This window comes from Algoriphagus persicinus (assembly GCF_035156415.1).
GTDB classification, from domain to species: Bacteria; Bacteroidota; Bacteroidia; order Cytophagales; family Cyclobacteriaceae; genus Algoriphagus; species Algoriphagus persicinus.
In genome coordinates this window covers 1-19,429 of record NZ_JAYEEY010000045.1, presented here as the reverse complement: position 1 = coordinate 19,429, position 19,429 = coordinate 1, and the positions used below count along the sequence as shown (strand labels likewise).

Below are 19,429 nucleotides of genomic sequence, written 5' to 3'. Positions count from 1 at the left end.
GAACCCAAGAATTTTGACTGGCATTCAGGCAGTTTTCAAAGAGCGGCCTAAAATCAAGCGAAATAACCAACAAAAAGGCCTCAGTTTAAACCAAATGAAGGTTTTTAGACGAACTGCCGTTGGCGGTAATTATAAAAAAACAATGGAACAATTAAGAAAATGCATATCCAACCAAATTAACATTGACAAAGAATCTTTGGAATCCATTGTATCTTCTTTTGAAATTGAAACAATCAAGAAAGGAGAATTTTTTTTAAAATCTGGAAAAATTTGTCGAAAAATGGCATTTATCGAATCGGGATATTTAAGAATATGTGTATCCGTATAACTGCACGTAGCCAAATAATGACAGGTAGTGACACGAAGTTGCTGGTTGAGAATAGGTGATGTTACTTGGTTAAAAATAGCCAAAAGCATGAATATAATCGACTTTATACAGCATTTTCCCGATGAGGAGAGTTGTGAAATTTACCTTAAATCTTACCGTGAAAAAATTGGCGTTAGATGTAAAAGTTGCCAGGCCGTTACCAAGCATTATTGGTTTTCTGGGGGGAAATTCTTTGAATGCAGTAAATGTAGACGTAGGAGTTCCCTCAAAAGTGGTACGGTGATGCAGAAAAGTAAATTGTCTCTTCAGACCTGGCTTCTGGCCTTTATGCTTATCTCTGCCACTAAAAAAGGGTTTTCGTGTCTTGAGTTTCAGCGTCAACTAGGTTTGACTAGGTATGCTACCGCATTCCTGCTCATGCATAAGATTAGAGTTTATATGGGCAAGAGAGATGCACTATACACACTTTCAGATATGGTGGAATACGACGATTGCTATGTTTCAGTGGCTACTAAGAAGGCAGAGATAGGTAAGTTAAAAAGAGGAAAAGGAAGCCAGCGCAAAGTTTCCGTGGCCGTAGCTGCGGAATCCGTACCGGTTGAAAACCCAGAGACAGGAGCATCAGGAAAGGTCTGTGGGTATTTCAAGATGGAGGTTTTAGGAAATGTGGACAGATCACATGTCAACAGCTTTATTAAGAGAAATACCGAAGGGGATATTGCTCTTTTTACAGATAAAAACCCCGCTTATGTAGATCTAGAGGATATTGTAGATACCCATTTTACGGTAGTTTCAGGACGGGAAGCGACCAATGATACACTAAGGTGGGTACATAAGGCAATCAGCAATCTGAAAAGAAAACTCTTGGGAATCAACCATATGATTACTTACAAATATCTCCAGAACTACCTCAATGAGTTCGTCTACAAGCTCAACAGAAGATATTTTGGTGAAAGATTATTTGACAGATTGGTTCTAGCCTCTATTTACCCATACGTGCAATAGTGCGGATACACATATTTAAGAATGTACGACATTGTGGACGGAAAGGAAATTACTTTTTGGATTGGGAACAACGGAAAATTTATAACCTCACTTTCGAGCTTCATTTTTGAATCCGAAAATTTTTGGAATATACAAGCAGCTACTGACTGTTCCATTTTGGTAATTAGCAGACAAAAACATTTTGAGCTGTGCAAACTGCATCCAAAATGGCTCGAATTTGACAATTTATTGTTAGCTCATTCATTTGTATTGTTAGAAAAAAGTATGTTCTCTCAACTTCACACTTCAGCACAACAGCGATTTGAAAACTTGCTCAAGGAAGAACCTGCACTTTTTAACCACGTACCTTTACAACATATAGCCTCGATGCTCGGTATCACGCCCGAATCTTTGAGCAGGTTAAGAAAAAACTTTGTCCAAACGATTTCTTAACATTTATCAAGAGATGTCAGGTTCATTTCGTAGAACTTTGTCAAAACTAAATTTTGACGAAATGAATAAACTACAGACTGCATTAAAGTTAAATGCAATATTTTCAGCAATTTCAGGTATAGTGTTAATTGTAGTAGTTATAATTGATTTATTAAAGGCCATTACCTGTCNAAAGTTAAATGCAATATTTTCAGCAATTTCAGGTATAGTGTTAATTGTAGTAGTTATAATTGATTTATTAAAGGCCATTACCTGTCCCGAAAATCGGGATGGAATCTCGCAGCAATTATAATCATTCCAGTGGTGACCTTCTTCGTCATGCCTTTCTGCCGGCAGAAAGGCTTGATTTCATGTGCAGATATGCTTTTCTACCATTGATGAGATATAGTACAAAGTTTTTGATTACTCAAATATTTGGGGTATTTAGGTCATTTCAGTAGTTGGTTTGAGTGGGCTACGAATAGGATGGTTACTGGCATCCAAAATAGGAAAAGGCTTACGTCAAATCCCTAAATAGCTCATCCCAGATCTTGTCTAGTTAGTAATTGAATTTTGTTTCATTATCAGTAAATGGAACAATAAAAAATTCAAAAGTGATGATAATTAGCTAATTTATAAGATTTTTGAATTTCTATTGAACATTGAAAAATCAAATCACCCTCCTCCTTCATTTAACGAAATACGCTGTTTTATCCATCATGTTTTAAGGAAGAGATTTGACAATGAGTGTTTCGTTTTTATAAAGAGACTCATAAACGCCATTTTTGGATGTTTTTGAAATTTATGCATATTCGTTTTCGGATAGCGTATTCCAAAATTGTTAATTGACAAATAGGTTAAAATGAAGAGTTTGCAATGGGAAGGTAGCTTGCCTTCCAAAGAAACATTAGAACAGTATCAAATTTTAGAAACAGTATCCGAAGAGGAATTTGACCAAATCACCCGACTCGCAGCATACATTTGCGAGACCCCTATTTCACTAGTCACGATTTTGGATGGGGATCGGCAGTTTTTTAAATCTCATTACGGCTTAGCTATTAATCAGACTCCTATTGATCAGTCTTTTTGCGTGCATACCCTCGACAATCCCACAGAACCACTAATTATTCCTGATGCCCGGGTGGATCAACGATTTAGGGAAAATCCTCTCGTGGTTTCATCTCCTAATATCGTTTTTTACGCAGGATTGCCTTTGATAAATAAAGAAGGAGTGGCACTAGGTAGTCTTTGCGTGATTGACACTAAAAAACGTGAGCTTACTCTTGATAAATTGGATGCCCTGTCTATTTTGGCCAAGCAAGTAGTACAAGTCCTGGAGTTGAGAAAGATGGGGTTGATTAATGAAATTGTTCAGCATAAACTAATGGGAGAGCTGAAGTTTAATACCGACCTCATCGAAAATATCGACGGAATATTTTGGATAGCTGATCCGACAACATTGGAATTTAGGTATATAAGCCCTCAGGTAGAACGGATTATGGGTTACAGTCCGGCGGAATGGAAGTCTGATCCTCATTTTTGGGAAAATCACATTCATCCGGCTGATCGGGAGCGGATTGTCCGGTCCTGTAGTTTGGCTGTCGAAAATCTGGAGAATCATCAGTTCGATTATCAATTTTGTACCAAATCGGGGAAATATATCTGGATCAATGACCGCGTGATTGTCCATTCGGAAGACGGAAAACCAGTAAAGCTTACGGGATTGTTTATTGATATCACTACCGAGATGCAGCTTTCTCAGGAAATTAAGGAAAGAATTGAGCACTATGAACTGATTAATCAAGCAACGCGGGATGCCATCTATGATTGGGATATTTTGGAGGATGAGCTGAAATTTGGTCAAAGCTTTGAGAATAACTATGGGTATCTCCTCAGTCCTGAAAAAAAGGTTCCATTATCAGTATGGGAAGGTTGGGTTCATCCAGAAGACAGAGATAGGACGAACTTGGCTCTTGACGAATTTTTAAAAGATTCCGAGGAGCATAAGTGGGAGCGGGAATATAGAATGCGAAGAGCGGATGGTACCTATGCCTATGTGGAAGAGATCGGGTTGGTTGTACGAAATGAGTCTGGGAGGGCTGTCAGGATGGCTGGTGTCATTCGGGACATCAGTGACTACAGGAAAATAGAAGAGCTATTAAGGCAAGCATCTGAAATATCACTTTTAGGTGGTTGGGAGGCAGATTTGAAAGCAGAAAGAATCTATTTTACAGATGCTACCTATACAATACATGGATTGAAGATAGGGGATGAGCAGACTTTTGAGCAAGCATTGGATTTTTACAGAGTGGATTTTAGAGCCATGATTGATGGGAAAATCAATCAATCTATTACTGATGGGCTAGCATTTGAATTTGAAGCTATATTGATTAGGAAAGATGCACTAGAACGATGGGTAAAAGTCAAAGGTATTCCAGAGATGGAAAGAGGGGAATGTATTCGCATGACTGGAAGTATCATGGATATCCATATACAAAAAGTCGCTGAAGAAACACTCAATAAGAAAAACAGGCTTCAGTCTTCCCTGACCCAAATCATCCAAATCCTGCTTGCAAATAGGTATTGGGAAAGGGGGATTTCCAAAATCCTTCAACTTGTAAAAGACTCGGCTGGATTAAAGCATATTTACTATTGTCACTTGGTTACCAATGAAAGCTACGCCTCTGAAAATAGTTTGGTTCAGGGAGTGTGGTCAGCAGAAGGAGGTCCAATCGCTCACAATGGAATGAATGATACCATTTTTACGCTTCTTAAGGAATTTAATGGAAAAGAGAGGCTTTGGTATAGTTCTGAGGAAATAAATGGGCTAGATAGCTTACTTAAGCAGCAGGGGGATAATGCAAATGCTAATACCTTTTGGATCCCAGTGATAATCGAAGCAGAGTGGTTTGGATATCTTGCAGTTACTTTCGAGATAGAATTCAAAGAAGAATCGCTTCAGGATGAGGTGGGCTTTTTGACCAATTTCTCTTCGAGTTTGGCTTCCGCGATCAAACGTAAAGTGGATCAGGAGCGATTAGAAGAATTTTCCAATGAAAAGGAGCGTATTCTAGAGAGCATTGGAGATGGGTTTTTTGCCCTGGATATCGATTGGAATATGGTGTATTGGAACAAGGAAGCTGAACGGATGATTGGGGTTTTAAGAGAGCAATTGATTGGGAAAAATGTTTGGGAAAGTTTTCCGGAAATCCGAGAACTTCAGTTTTTCACCAAATTCAAGGAGGCTATGGAGAGTCAGGTTACGGTACATTTTGAGGAGTTTAACCCCTGGGAAAAACGCTGGTACGAATCTTTTGCTTATCCTACACCAGTAGGATTATCAGTTTTTTTTAGGGATATCACCGATCTGAAGCTTATCGAAGATCGGATTGAGTCCGCCAACTTACGATTCAGAAAAGTAGCAGAGGCTTCAAACGATGCTATTTGGGATTGGGATTTGGGTAAAGATATGCTTTTCCTTGGAGAGGGATTTAAAGAAGGATTTGGCTATGAGGAAGAAACGTGGAGAACCAGTTTCAGTGATTGGATGCGCCATATTCACGCAAAGGATTATAAACGTGTAGTGAATTCCTTTCGAACTGCGGTTAGCAATACTTCAATCAGTAAGTGGAATGATGAGTATAGGTTTAGGACTAAAAATGGGAAGTACCGCTTTGTGACAAATCGAGCAGCTATTCTAAGGGATTCTGCTGAGGAGGTTGTTCGGGTAATTGGAGCTGTTACAGATATTACAGGGCGAAAAGAATATGAGCAAAAATTAAGAGGCTTAAATCAAACGCTGCATGATTATGTTAAGAAACTTTCCGAATCCAATCAAGAACTGGAACAGTTTGCCTATGTGGCATCCCATGACCTACAGGAGCCTTTGCGGATGATTTCCAGTTTTATGGGATTGTTGGAAAGACGCTATAGCAATCATCTTGATGAAAAAGCTAAATCTTACATCAATTATGCAGTAGATGGTGCTGTTAGGATGAGGAAAATTATTTTAGACCTTTTGGAATTTTCCAGAGTAGGAAGAGAAGAGATCACCATTGAAGAGTTCGATTTTGTTGAAGTGGTTGAAGAAGTTAAGTTGCTAAACAAGCGCTTGATTCATGAAAAGAAAGCGGAAATAGAACTAATCGGAGAGGCTAAATTAGCAACGAACAGAAGTCAACTAGTTCAAATTATTCACAATTTGGTGGGCAACTCCCTGAAATATATGGAAGAAGAAAGAACACCGAAGATCTCGATTCGGATCAAGGAGAAAAAGGGCTATTGGGAAATTCAAATCAAAGACAATGGAATTGGAATTCGAGAAGAGGATCAAGAGCGGATATTTGTGATCTTTCAGCGACTACATACTCAATCTGAATATAGTGGGACAGGAATGGGGCTTTCAATTGTTAAAAAGATTGTTCATCACCTAGGAGGAAAAATAAGATTAAAATCTGAAGTCGGAGTGGGCTCTAAATTTTACTTTAGCATCCCGAAAAATCAAAAGATTAAGACTGACTAGCTGTGCTCTTTGAGATAATGTTGATGTGTCTTTAATTAGTCGAGTAGGTAAGGGGAATTTCACCCCAAACCTCCAATGTCATTAAGTTAAGGCGATAATAATCATAGCGGTAAGTAGACACCATGATATTTTTTATAAAATTAGACCCATAAACTTCAGCTTTGTATATTTTGTGTTCATCGTTACATTTCTTTTCGATTATAAACAAAGTAAGGACGTAGTGATTCAAGGCCTGTCAGTGGAGACAGGTACATTTTTCTCTCTACATGTCGGACTTTTTTTAAAAAGGGTTTTTGTATGCCATTGGATATATGCGTTTACTTTTTCCGAATCTTCTTTGAAAACTTCTTTCTTTCCTGACCGGTTCAAGATTGGACGCAAACAGCATCCTCAACCCGTCCAGATAAATCCCTACAACTTCCTTTTCCCTGCTGAAAAGAAGGACAATACTGTTTTTCATCCGGTTAAGGGCCTGTGTATAGTTTATTTTGTAAATCCTTTTCCGGTTTGTGCATTTTTTAATTACCAGTTCATCCGCTCCCCTTATCAGGATAGCGGTAAGATTGCAGGAGAATATTTTAGCATGAAAGTCCTGCAGTACAGCTAAACAGCTTTTCTCGCTGAAGTTTTCCATTTCAAGTCTGGATTTCATGGTTTTATACGATTCTTCCACCTGCCAACGGAACAGGTAAAGGCAGGAAAAAATATTGAAGGGATATCTTTCAACATCAGTCAGGGAAGTAACCAGCACTTCCTTTTCCCCTGTATCGAGTGTGATGCAGATAAAGCGCAGTCTCATAGGGGCTTTGGATATGCCTAATTCTATGCATTTTTTTGCACTTTGTTTACTGGGATATATTTCGGCGATAGTTTCCTGCTCCAGGCTATTGACCAGAGATGCAGCTGTTTTCCAGCTGCCGACTTTTAGCCTGAAGCAAAAATCCACATTTTTGGAGTCAAGCAGGGCATACATCCAGAAAGAAGCATAGTTCCTGTCACAGACTACCAGATCATCGGGACTAAACACTGCCGTGTGCCGTAAAGCCAAACTGTGCTCATTGTCATCGTAGGTGGACAGTATGGCATCCAGGGTCAGGTCATTCAGCAGGTCATAGGCCTGTGACAACCTCGCATAGGTAAGCGGCTTGCCTGTTTCAGAGGTGTCGTGCACACCATACTTTTTCTGAATTTCTTTGCTTGCCGGAAGCCTTACGGTAGAGCCGTCTACCCCTATGAGCCTAAAACCGTTCCAGCGATTAAAGTCCCCTTCCCGATAGAACGTCCCAAGCTGGTCTTTATCCAGCTCGGTAAACGCCCCGTGGCCAAGCTTCTTCCGTGCCAGACAGAAGGCAGTTTTGGTGACCTGGTTTACTGGGATCTCTTTGTTCAACAAGACTTTGAAAAAATTGTCCAATTCTGCCTGAAGGGATTTTGTCAAAAAATTTATGAGCAGTAGGAAAACCTTATGGAAGGGGAGGCTTCTTTATCTGGTGAAATCAGAAGGCCTGACCCGGTGCCGTTCAATAAATTCTGTGGAAGTCAGTTTTTTTTTCAAACTCTGGATGAGTTTGAGATGCTCTAAAATGATTTTCCATTGTCGGTTTTTTCTGTATTTAAAAGTTCGCTAAAACTACCTGTTGACATCTCAATTTAAAACATAATATACTAAATACCAAATAGTTATACTAACTTAATGACATTGGAAGGTGAGGGTGAAATTACCTTGCCTGACCCGATTAGCCACAATAAACAAATTAATATGAAAACCCTTACTCCTATTTTTCTTCTGCTTATTCTGATGGGTTGTTCGACTCGATCCGAAAAGGATAAGGCATTATTGACCGAACGAATTTCTAGAATCGAAAACGGTCTTCAACCTAATCTCCAAATCCAAGGAGATAGCATACCTAAATATAAAATCGAAGCAAGAATGAAGGAATTGGGTATTCCCGGAGTTAGCATAGCAATTATCAATGAGGGTCAACTTGAATGGGCGAAAGGTTATGGGATCGCAGACAGTTCGGAAAATCGCCAGGTAACAATCGAGACAATGTTCCTGGCCGGATCGATAAGCAAGCCAGTTACTGCAATTAGGGCTCATCAGCTTGCAGAAGAGGGTGTCATAAGTTTGGATTCGAATGTAAATAAATACCTTGCCAGCTGGAAACTCCCAGAAAATGAGTTTACAGTAAAAGAAAAAGTCACCACCCGAAGAATACTGAATCACACTGCAGGATTAACTGTTTGGGGATTTCCGGGATATAACAAAGGCGATACCATACCAAGCATCCCTGAAGTATTAGACGGTAAGGGAAATACAGGTTCAGTTCGTGTCTATCAGGTACCCGGGGTTGCTTGGCAGTATTCGGGTGGAGGTTATACTATTTTGCAACATATGATTACAGATATTGAAAAAAAGTCATTTCCGGAACTCATGCAGTCGAATGTATTAGGTCCTTTAGGAATGTCCAAAAGTACTTTTGAAAATCCCTTACCCGCAAAGTATCATTCCATCAGCGCAACAGGTTATATGAGAAATGGAAATGAAGTAGAAGGAAAATGGCATATTTATCCTGAAATGGCAGCCGCTGGTCTATGGACGACCCCATCACAACTAGTCCTTTATGCAAATGAAATTCAGCAAATCTACCAAACTCAACAAGATGGATTGTTAAAGGCAAATACGGTCAATGAAATGCTTATCCAAGGAATGAACGATTATGGCTTGGGGCCTGCTGTGGCGGAACACACATTTGGACATAATGGTGCAGATGAAGGGTTCAGAGCCGAGTTAATAGCCTGGAAAGAGCAACCCATAGCAGCAGTCATTATGGTCAACTCGGACAATGGGAGTATCATTCAGGAGATAAAGTTGAGTATCGCCCAGGAATATGGATTGCCTGGTATTGAGCCAATTAAGAGAGTGTATCATGAACTTTCAACTCAGGAACTGCAAAAGTTTACAGGTAAATATCAAATCCCAGACCTTGGTGAAGTAGAAATTGTCATAAAAGAAAATGGATTAGAACACCTTGCACCTTTTGCCCCCGAACCCATTTTTTTACTTCCGTCTTCTGACAGTACTTTTTTCAATACTAATGGTGGTGCATATCTCGAGTTTGTCCGAAACGGTGATGTGATAACCGGTCTCAAATTTTACGGATTTGAGGCTTCCAAAATTGAATAGATAAAAGTTAGAAGTGGATAACAAACACTAAAATGAATATGCGAACTGAGCCATCTGACAGGTATGCAAACAGGAAACCTCAGTGATTTTAGCCACTGTGGCGCATACTCATTTTAGTTGGACGTTATGGGCAATGTTGTCAAGTACTGAACGAATTTCACTACGTATGGTCATGCTACTACTGAAACTTTACCTAAATGGTCAGAATTTACTGAAGAGAACCTGTAACTTATGTTTTAGATTCCGAGCCTCATGCTTTAGCATGCTTTTTTGAAAAATTTACAATTAATCCCCATGATATGAAACCACCGAAATTAAAAACCTTATTTATTCTTTTATTAATTTCTTGCACGATATTCAACCTTAGTGCTCAAGAACAAGTTGAAAAAGTGACCATTCAGGTGAATTTAGATGAGAAATTAGGGACGATGGATCCCATTTGGTCATGGTGGGGTTATGATGAACCTAATTATACGTATATGAAAGATGGTAAAAAGTTACTGTCTGAAATAGCTTCTTTAAGTCCTGTTCCTGTTTATGTAAGAGCACACAGTTTGTTGGTGACTGGCGAGGGATCCCATGCATTAAAATGGGGATCAACTAACGTATATACTGAGGATGTTGATGGTAATCCTGTATATGACTGGACTATTGTAGATAAGATTTTTGACACCTATATAGAGAGAGGCATGAAACCTTTTGCTCAGATAGGATTCATGCCTAAAGCACTTTCATCTAAACCCGAACCTTACAGGCATCATTGGTATCCGGGAGCACCTTACGAAGATATTTACACAGGTTGGGCTTATCCTCCAAATGATTATGAAAAATATGGAGAACTTGTTTACCAATGGGTAATGCACTGCGTTGAGCGTTATGGGAAAGCGGAAGTTGATAGCTGGTACTGGGAAGTTTGGAACGAACCTAATATTGGTTATTGGCAAGGTACTATGGAAGAGTATTTTATGCTTTATGATCATGCCTCCGCTGCAGTAAAAAGAGCATTGCCAACAGCCAAAATTGGTGGTCCAGAAACTACAGGTCCAGGATGGGATAAAGCAGCAGAATTCTTAACCGCCTTTTTAGATCACGTACGAGATGACAAGAGTTATGCATCAGGTAAAAAAGATATTCCATTGGACTTTATTACTTTTCATGCCAAAGGTAGTCCCAAGTTAGTAGACAATATGGTTCAAATGAATATAGGGACTCAGTTAAGGGATATTAGCGAAGGTTTTAGAATTGTATCTTCCTATCCAGAGTTCAAGGATTTACCGATTATTATCGGAGAGTCTGATCCGGAAGGTTGTGCAGCTTGCTCAGTGAATGATTATCCACAAAATGATTATCGAAATGGAACCATGTATGCTAGTTATACGGCTGCTGCATTTTCTAGAAAGTATGCATTAGCAGACCATTTTAATGTGAATTTATTAGGTGCGGTGACATGGGGATTTGAATTTGAAGATCAACCTTGGTATGCTGGGTTTAGAGATATGGCAACCAATGGTGTAGACAAACCTGTGCTCAATGTATTTAGAATGTTTGGTATGATGGAAGGCGATCGTGTGAAAATAAATCAAGATGACCTTTCATATGATTTTCTCGAAGTGCGCGATGAAAGTGTTCGAAAGCAGCAGGATATTAATGCAATAGCTTCGAAAAGCAATAAAGGTGCTGCTGTTATGGTTTGGAATTACCATGATAATAATGACTTAACTATTCCAGATGCACCAGTAACTCTTAACATCGAAGGAGTTGCAGGAAAGAAGGTTTTGGTGCACCATTATCGAGTAGATCAAGATCACAGTAACTCCTACACACGTTGGAAAAAAATGGGATCACCTCAAGACCCAACTAATGAACAGATCGCTGAACTTGAAAAGGCTGGGCAACTCGAACTTTATTCATCTCCTATATGGATAGAAACAACAGATGCTGCGGTAGAATTTAAGTTTTCATTACCCTCTCAAGGGGTTTCCCTTTTTAAATTGAACTGGGAATAAAATATTTGGAAATACCTAATATGATTAACTGCCCATCCACCCTTGATTCTCCCTTGCAGTTCCCTTGCTGCTTCGTGGGAATAAGGGAGATTCATGGGAGCAGGATGGGAGTTGCATGGGAGTTCTATAAGCTCTGCTATTAGTTTGATATGGAGTATTTACGATGCACCTTCGATGCTTCTACGATGCATGTCCGATCAGCTATCGAAGATGCATCGCAGATTAGTTAGGATTGGAATGTATAAGTATCGAACTGTTAATAACTGAGGCTAGGCTACCAAACAGGAGTTATGGCAGGATGCCTGCCAGTGACTAGAGAGAAGCGTACTAAGGCACACACCTATCTCCACATGACTTATATGTGAAGAATGCAGAACCAAAGGTAGTTTACATTCAACTCTTCATCGACTCTGCGTCAACATTCGTTCGACTTTTCATTTCTGGCTTGTTGAAGAAATGTGGACCGAGTGACGAGCTAAACTAAAAGATGATGAAGGTTTGCTGTTCCGTTTTTCATCCTAGTGGAGAATTTTTGAAAGGTGTCATATGCCTGACAATTGTATTCTGAGGAAACCCGGAGCTTGTAGCAAAATTCCCATCTATGCACTTTTACAAAAAATCCGGAACGCACGGTTTATTCCTCTTTTTGGCTTGGTCCTGCATTGGAATAGACTAACAAGACGACGCTTTTGTGGATCCTGTCATCGAACTGGATGCGGAACAAGTGGGAAAGGAAAATCCTTCCATAGGCATTATTCTTTGTGCAGACAAGGATCATTTAGATGTGGAGATAGCTTTGCAAGATATCAACAAACCGATAGGTGTGGCAGAATATCAACTGTTACTCCCGAAAGAGCAGCTGCAAACGCTGATTGTAAATGAAATAAACGATTCGGAAAAGGAGTAATCTCCGGTAACTTTTTTTCTCATAACTCCCAGTTAAGTGCTCTTCCCCTCACTCATTTATCATTTCGCCCCAAAATACCCTGTCCAGGAGGGCCGAGAGTGAAGAAACAGTCCAGTGGACTTTTTACTCAGGGGCCAGAAGGCGCGTTGGAAAGTATTATTTTATTCTTTTTGTTACATACAGCCTTTTAGTTATTGAAAACAGCAAGCCAACTTCTTGTCCTCTATCCCAATTGGAGCAGAGCCAAGAGCCTCTTCTTTAAGGAGGAGGTAGGATAGCCAATTGCAAATTGGCAATGATAATAAGGTGGAATTACAAATCCCACTTGGATTCAACTTGAATTAACTACTCCCAGTGGGGGATAGGATTACAAATCCCACCCAGTCTAACTTACGGTGTGACTTCGCCTAGAGGGGGTCCCCTTTTTTCTTGCCGTTCATGGAATTCCTTCCCGCCCCTTTAAATACATCCGTCCACAGGGTTACGGTGCTGGAGTCAAACAATTTTACCCGGTCAGGGGAAACTTCCCCGTTGATGGGCAGGCTGAGGTAGCTGTCCGAAATCTCCGCTCTGTAATAAGCCAAAAGCAGGTAATAAATATAACCGAACACCTCATTGGGGCGCTTTCGGTTGGCATCCGAAAGCGTACTACTTGCAGGAAGCTTAGTGATGCCCAGATAGCTCAAGCTCTTTTTATTTTTTAGTACGGTTGCCTTAGGCCTTGAGAAACAAATAAATATGCCTGCAAATGTGTTGGCTTTTCAAGTTGTTATTTTGCAGGAATATAAATATCAAAGGTTGCACCTTTGTTTAGTTCACCTTTTGCAGTGATGATGCCGTCGTGATTTTCTACAATTTTTTTTACTATTGAAAGTCCGATGCCTGTTCCGTTAAATTCATTTTTGCCATGCAACCGTTGGAATACTTCAAATATTCTTTCGTTATATTGTTCTTCAAACCCAATTCCGTTATCGGAAACTGAGATATGGCAATATTTATCTTGAGGTGAGAGTTTTTCATTATTGAATTTTATGCCTTTTGCAATCTCGTTTTTGATTTGTATGTGTGGTGGATTTTCGGGATTGCAATACTTTAAGGAATTGCCAATAAGGTTATACATGAGTTGCCGAAACTGAAATGGAATTATTTCAGCCTCACCTAAGTGATTTGCTTCAATGGTGGCATGTTTCGCATTCAGTTCTTCTCGTAAATCCACTTTAACTTCAGCAATAATTTTATCAAGGTCAGTGATTTCAAACTTGCGTTCGGTTGTGTTGGTGCGTGAGTAGGCCAGTAAATCCTGAATGAGTGTTTGCATTCTTTTGGCCGCATTCTGCATTCGGTTAAACATGTCTTTTCCATCAGCTGATAAATTATTTTCTTCAATCTCTTTAATGCGTGATGCAAAGGTTTGAATTTTGCGCAAAGGTTCCTGTAAATCATGACTTGAAACATAGGCGAATGATTCAAGTTCTTTATTCATTTTTTCAAGCTGATCGTTTTGGATTCTAAGTTTTTCTTCAGTCTTTTTTCTTTCAGTAATATCCTGGTAAGACGTTACCGTATAGCTTTCAGTTCCTATTCTTATTACTTCATATGAAACAATAGCAGGAAATTTTTCTCCATTTTTTCGAGTATAAAGTATTTCAAAGTCCTTCATTTTCCCAGATTGATTTAGCTTTAAAAGAAGGGCTTCCGTGTCTTCTTTTGAAAGTGCCTGAACTTCAGCAACTGAACGGCTTTCATGAAGGTACTCGAATATCAAATCAATAACTCTTTTATATTCTTCAGGATCCATCAAATTCAATTCCTCCGAAGAATTGCCGATTACTTCCTCTTTAGTGTAACCGAATGCATTGTAAAAAAGGTTATTGGCATATTTTATTTTATTGGTTTTGATTTCGGAAAGCGTCATGGGGATTGGATTGCTGTCGAAAATTTTAAAAAAACGTTCTTCACTAATTTTCAATTCTTCCTCATATTTTTTCTGCTCTGTTACATCTTGTGCAGTTCCCGACATTCTGATAACATTTCCATCAGCATCTGTAATTACTTTTCCTGTTGCATTTAAAATCCTAACACTTCCATCAGCAGATGCTGCCTTATGGAAAAATTGGTATGGCTGATGATCTTTAAATGCTTGTTTTACAATTCCATTTACATATTCCCTGTCATCAGGATAAACATACTTGATATAATGCTCATAGTCTGCTTCAAATTCCTGCGGGGTTAAGCCGTAAATCCTATAGAGTTCATCGGACCAATTTATTTTATTTGTTGGCACATCCCATTCCCAGCTCCCAATATGTGCCAGTTGCTGGGCTTCCATCAATTGGTTGGTCTTATTTTGTATGGTTTCTTCCGCCGCTTTGCGTAAAGTAATGTCACGTATAAATCCAATAAAAATATAGCGGTCGTTTATTTTAGATGTTGATATTTTCAGTTCAACAGGAAACTCACTACCATTTTTCTTTAAAGCTGACAACTCTATAGGTTTATTGATTACTGGTCCTTCACCGGTTCTTAAGAAATGTTTCATCCCCATATCATGACCTTCGTGATACCGCTTCGGAATGATGGTTTCTGTCAGTGTTTTATCTATTACCTCATGTTCTTTCCAACCGAAAATTAGTTCTGCTTCTGAATTCCAGCTCTTGATAATTCCATCCTCATCAATTGAAATTATCGCATCGGGTGCGTGCTGAAGGATCGTTTGCATTCGTTCATTGCTTCGTTTCAGATTTTCACCTAATGATTCCGAGAGTTCTATTTGTTCGTGGATTACGGTTTCGGAACCAATCCACATTGTTGGGTTGCCTTTTTCATCCTTTACAGCCGTTGCGCGAACAAGATGCCAAAAATATTTTCCATCCTTACGCAGAAGTCGGGTTTCATATTCAATTTCCTCACCGGTATTAATCGAGTGCTCCCATTTCTGTTTTGTATGAGGCCAATCTTCCGAGTGAATAATTTTTTTCCAGCCCCAATCTTTCAGTTCCTCGAACGTCAAACTGGTATAGTCTAGCATTACTTGGTTAAAATAATTTCTGTTTCCCAGCGCATCAGCAGTCCATACTTTTTGCGGCATTCGTTCTGCCATTTGGCGAAATTGTTCTTCTGCTTTTTTATGCTCATGTATATCGGTAAATGACCCGACCCATTTTGTAATTTTATTTTCTGCATTTAAAACAGGTTCCCCTTTTACAATGTGCCATCTGTATTCACCAATTTTACTTTTAAGGCGCACATTAAATGTGTAAATACTTCCTGTCCTGAGGCTACGTGTCCATGCTGCATTGATTTCATCATAATCCTCCGGATGCACAATTTCCCTCCATTCTTTTTCGCCATCGGGTTCAAGGCCTGAATATTCTTTCCATCTGGAAGATGCAAATTCTTGATTGCCCTCTGCATCTGTAATCCAAATTAATTGCGGTAATGTCTGCACAAGAGAGCGGAATCTTTCTTCGCTTTCCTTCACTGCTCTTTCAGTATTTCTTTGCTCGGTAATATCCCTGAACCTCCAGCTCCATGCGTAGTAACTTCCATCAGTGGAAGTCACCGGGTAGCCATGCCTTTCTATTATTTTACCGTCTTTAAATTCAAGTTCATCAATACTTATTTCATCAGGATTTTCATACAACCATTCTACCTTTTCAATAAACTTTTCAGGATGTACCAATTGTGTTAATGCAAATGCCAGGGCTGCTTCATCATCCTTATCATCTACAATCTGCTGCGGCATATGCCATATTTCTACAAACCGGTGGTTGTAAGAAAGTATCTTGCCTTTTGCGTCCACTAATAAAATACCGTCAATGGTTGCCTCGTTGTGTGCTTCCAGTAAGGCTTGTCGGTATTCAAGCTGGGATACTATCAATTTTTGTTCGTTGATATTTGTTCCTATTCCAATAAAGCCGGTAAATTCACTTGATTCCAGCCGGGGAACTCCTTTAATATAAAACCATTCATACTGCTGGGTTAGTGCATTTTGAACACGAATTTCATATGAAAAAGATTGTTGCAGGGATGCTGCTTCGCCAAAAGACTTGTATACCATTGCAATATCTTCCGGATGAACTTTTTGTTCCCACATGTGCCCGGTAAATTCTGTATAATGGGAAATGCCGATGAACCGCAGAAATTCAGAATTAACATATAAAACATTGACTTCTTTATCGGTTAGCCAAACCCACATAGGCGCTTGCTCCGCCAAAACCCTGAATTGTTCCTCTGCTTTTTTTTGCTCGTCAATATCTGTATTGGTTCCTATCCATCGTATAATTTTCCCTTCTTCATTTGTTACCGGATAGCCACGGGTGAGAAACCACCTGTACTCCCCATCATGCCTTCGAAGCGGAAAAGTGAGTTCGAATGTTTCATTGGTATACCATATTTTTTTTGCTATTTCAACTATCCGTTCTACATGGTCGGGGTGATGTACCTTTTGCCAGCCCCAGCCCTGCATTTCTTCCATGGTAAGTCCTGTATATTCTAACCATCTTTTATTATACCAATAAATCCATCCTTCGCTATCTGCAAGCCAGGCAAGATTTTCCATATTATCTGCCAGGGTACTGAACTGCTCTTCGCTCTTTTTCAATTCCTCTTCTGCATTTTTTATGTCAGAAATATCACGGGTGGTGCCGGTTACAGCCTCTACTTCACCCTTTTCGTTTATTACCGGGGCAAAAATGTAATCGTACATGCGCATACCTAACTTGGCGTGTTGAAAAGATACTTCGCCACGTACAGGCTTTTTTGTAGCAATAATCTTGTCTATTTCCCGCTCATGCATTTCGGCATGCCAAGGTTCGTATCCTACTTCTAACATACCTTTCCCAATAGCATCATCCCAGGTGCGTCCCCACATATTTAGCAATGCTTCATTGGCATAGGTAAACCGGTAGTTTAAGTCAAATACATAAATAAGGTCGAGAGTGTTTTGGGTTATTGTTTCGTATAGCCGTTTCCTTCCTTCAGTTTTATGAATAGCATTTTTTTTATCTGTTGTTTCAATTACAGTAACCAATACACCACCAACTTCACCATTGTCTTTTCTTATAGGGCTATAAGAAAAATCAAAATAACATTCTTCTACAAAGCCGTTTCTGTTTAAGGGTAACATGAAATCAGGAAATCCAACAGCCGTTCCATTCATTACTCCACCAAACATGGATTCGATAATATGCCATACTTCTGAAAATGTTTCCCGCGTGCTGATACCCAGCGCCTCAGGATGTTTAGTAGCTCCTAGAATAGGGCGATATCCATCATTATAAAGCTGAATGTATTCTCTCCCCCAGGCTATATACATACCAAAGGGGTTATCGAGCATTACGGCAACCATGGTGCGAAGGCTTTGTGGCCAGTCTGCAGGGTCACCTAAAGCAGTTTTGCTCCAATCTTTTGCTCTTATCAGTTCCCCCATCTCTCCTCCGCCCCTAAGAAAATAATGGTCAGAATTTTTATTGCTCATATAAACTTTAGCTATGGATGAAGGATAAATTTATCTCTTTCAGGTTGTGTTAATTTGCTTTGTGACGTGAGAGTAACAGCTTCAAAAATTACTTTTTTTAATATATCGAAATCACCGGGTTTACGAATATAATAATTGGCTCCTTTTTCATAAAGCAAATTCACAACATCTATATCAAGTGATGTGGAGAATATTATAACCGGAAGATCCTTTAATTTATCAATTACTTTTATTTCTGACAAACATTCAAAACCGGATTTCCGGGGCATGTTTAGGTCAAGGAAAAGAGCATCGGGTAGTTGTGTTTCTGTCACAGAAAGCAGTTCCATGAGTTGCACACCGTCATTTACGGTGATGAGTTCTGTAGATATGGGTAGTCCTCCTAATGCTGTCTTAAAAAAAAAACAATCATCCATATCATCATCGGCAAGTAACAGATTGAGAGAATTTTTAGTCATCATACAATGTAGATTTAATTTCAAAAACGGAAATTATGCGGTTGGGCAAAAATATAATGTGAAACCAACTTGCGTTGGCTTGTGCATTGGCGTTGCTTCTCTTTTTATTTTGTGAAGGATGCCAAACTCGGATTGTTCTAAAATTGCAGTTCTATTCATTTAATGTTTATCTGTTTGGTTAGGCACTGTCGCCATAGTATGACCGATAACGTCAGTTCGTCTAAAAACCTTCATTCCAGTTTAAACTGATGCCTTTTTGTTGGGTTTTCCGCATGATTTCAGGCCGCAAGTTGAAAGTTTCCTGAATTCCAGTCAAAAATTCCAGGTTCAAATCCCGATCTCTTTGGGGCTTTAAAAACGATCCAAAATAGCCAAAAAACCAAACCAAATTGCTTTCAAATACTTTTTGAGTAGGTTTTGGTCAACTAAGTTAAAGATATTTCCCTGCGGCTTGCAAAAGCCTAGCTTGAAGCTGCAGACCGCTAACCGCAGCTAAACTTAGTTGAATCTCATACTATGACTATGCAGGATTATTTTACCAAATACTATTAGTTCCTTTTTACTACTGACATAGGGCTGTCACCGACCGGATTTAAGTTTGCATCACATCAAATTTTAAATGGTAAAAAAATGACAAACGTAACCGGCAAAAGATTTAATCCAATCCAATTCCCAGCCCCCACTATGATTTCTGTGAATGGTGTGGAACTGGAAGTATTTGAAGCAGGTCTACAAAATTCAGGGAAACCTATCGTTCTCTGTCACGGTTTTCCGGAGCATGGGTTTTCTTGGCGTTATCAGATACCGGCTCTTTCGGCTGCGGGCTACCATGTCATTGTCCCCAATCAGCGCGGCTATGGTAATTCATCCCGTCCGACCGAAGTAACAGAGTATGATATTGAACACTTAACCGGTGACCTGATTGCGCTGCTCGACCATTACGGATACGAGGATGCCACCTTTGTAGGTCACGACTGGGGTGCAAATGTCGTTTGGAGTCTTGCACTATTGTATCCTGAGCGGGTAAATAAAGTGATCAACATGGCTTTGCCCTATCAAGCGCGTGGAGAAAGACCATGGATTGAGTTGATGGAAGAACTAGTGGGAGGAGACTTCTATTTTGTTC

At 39.5% G+C, this 19,429-nt stretch carries 9 protein-coding genes and 2 pseudogenes; 7 read left to right on the top strand and 4 right to left on the bottom strand.

From position 1 onward, the window contains the following. The 3 genes and pseudogenes from U3A58_RS20900 to U3A58_RS20890 form a co-directional block, all read left to right on the top strand. Window positions 1-328: pseudogene (locus tag U3A58_RS20900) on the top strand (hypothetical protein); the annotation flags it as partial. 87 nt (window positions 329-415) lie between these two features. Then, window positions 416-1,333: an IS1595 family transposase gene (locus tag U3A58_RS20895; protein ID WP_323826340.1), complete on the top strand. Its 918-nt coding sequence runs from the start codon at window positions 416-418 to the stop codon at window positions 1,331-1,333. A gap of 1,273 nt (window positions 1,334-2,606) precedes the next feature. Further along, window positions 2,607-6,266, top strand: a complete 3,660-nt coding sequence (locus U3A58_RS20890; RefSeq protein ID WP_323826339.1) for a PAS domain-containing protein — start codon at window positions 2,607-2,609, stop codon at window positions 6,264-6,266. 280 nt (window positions 6,267-6,546) lie between these two features. Here U3A58_RS20890 and U3A58_RS20885 read toward each other — a convergent pair. Next, window positions 6,547-7,737, bottom strand: a pseudogene (locus U3A58_RS20885) (IS4 family transposase); the annotation flags it as partial. 288 nt (window positions 7,738-8,025) lie between these two features. Here U3A58_RS20885 and U3A58_RS20880 point away from each other — a divergent pair. The 3 genes from U3A58_RS20880 to U3A58_RS20870 all read left to right on the top strand — a co-directional run bounded on the left by U3A58_RS20880 (window position 8,026) and on the right by U3A58_RS20870 (window position 12,366). Continuing rightward, window positions 8,026-9,453, top strand: a complete 1,428-nt coding sequence (locus U3A58_RS20880; RefSeq protein WP_323826338.1) for a serine hydrolase domain-containing protein — start codon at window positions 8,026-8,028, stop codon at window positions 9,451-9,453. A 299-nt stretch (window positions 9,454-9,752) separates the two neighbouring features. Next, complete coding sequence (locus tag U3A58_RS20875; protein ID WP_323826337.1) at window positions 9,753-11,459, top strand: GH39 family glycosyl hydrolase; 1,707 nt, start codon at window positions 9,753-9,755, stop codon at window positions 11,457-11,459. A 691-nt stretch (window positions 11,460-12,150) separates the two neighbouring features. After that, complete coding sequence (locus U3A58_RS20870; protein WP_323826336.1) at window positions 12,151-12,366, top strand: PDDEXK nuclease domain-containing protein; 216 nt, start codon at window positions 12,151-12,153, stop codon at window positions 12,364-12,366. 407 nt (window positions 12,367-12,773) lie between these two features. On the opposite strand, the gene U3A58_RS20865 is transcribed toward U3A58_RS20870, so the two are convergent. From U3A58_RS20865 to U3A58_RS20855, 3 genes are all read right to left on the bottom strand, one after another. Then, window positions 12,774-13,052 (bottom strand): hypothetical protein, encoded by a 279-nt coding sequence (locus U3A58_RS20865; protein ID WP_323826335.1) that lies wholly within the window; start codon window positions 13,050-13,052, stop codon window positions 12,774-12,776. Window positions 13,053-13,135: 83 nt separating this feature from the next. After that, window positions 13,136-17,845 (bottom strand): PAS domain S-box protein, encoded by a 4,710-nt coding sequence (locus tag U3A58_RS20860; protein ID WP_323826334.1) that lies wholly within the window; start codon window positions 17,843-17,845, stop codon window positions 13,136-13,138. Between the two features lie 11 nt (window positions 17,846-17,856). Continuing rightward, window positions 17,857-18,306 (bottom strand): response regulator, encoded by a 450-nt coding sequence (locus tag U3A58_RS20855; RefSeq protein WP_323826333.1) that lies wholly within the window; start codon window positions 18,304-18,306, stop codon window positions 17,857-17,859. Between the two features lie 627 nt (window positions 18,307-18,933). Between U3A58_RS20855 and U3A58_RS20850 the strand changes: the two genes are divergently transcribed. Then, a partial coding sequence (locus U3A58_RS20850) for an alpha/beta fold hydrolase (protein ID WP_323826332.1) occupies window positions 18,934-19,429 on the top strand: 496 nt, incomplete at its 3' end.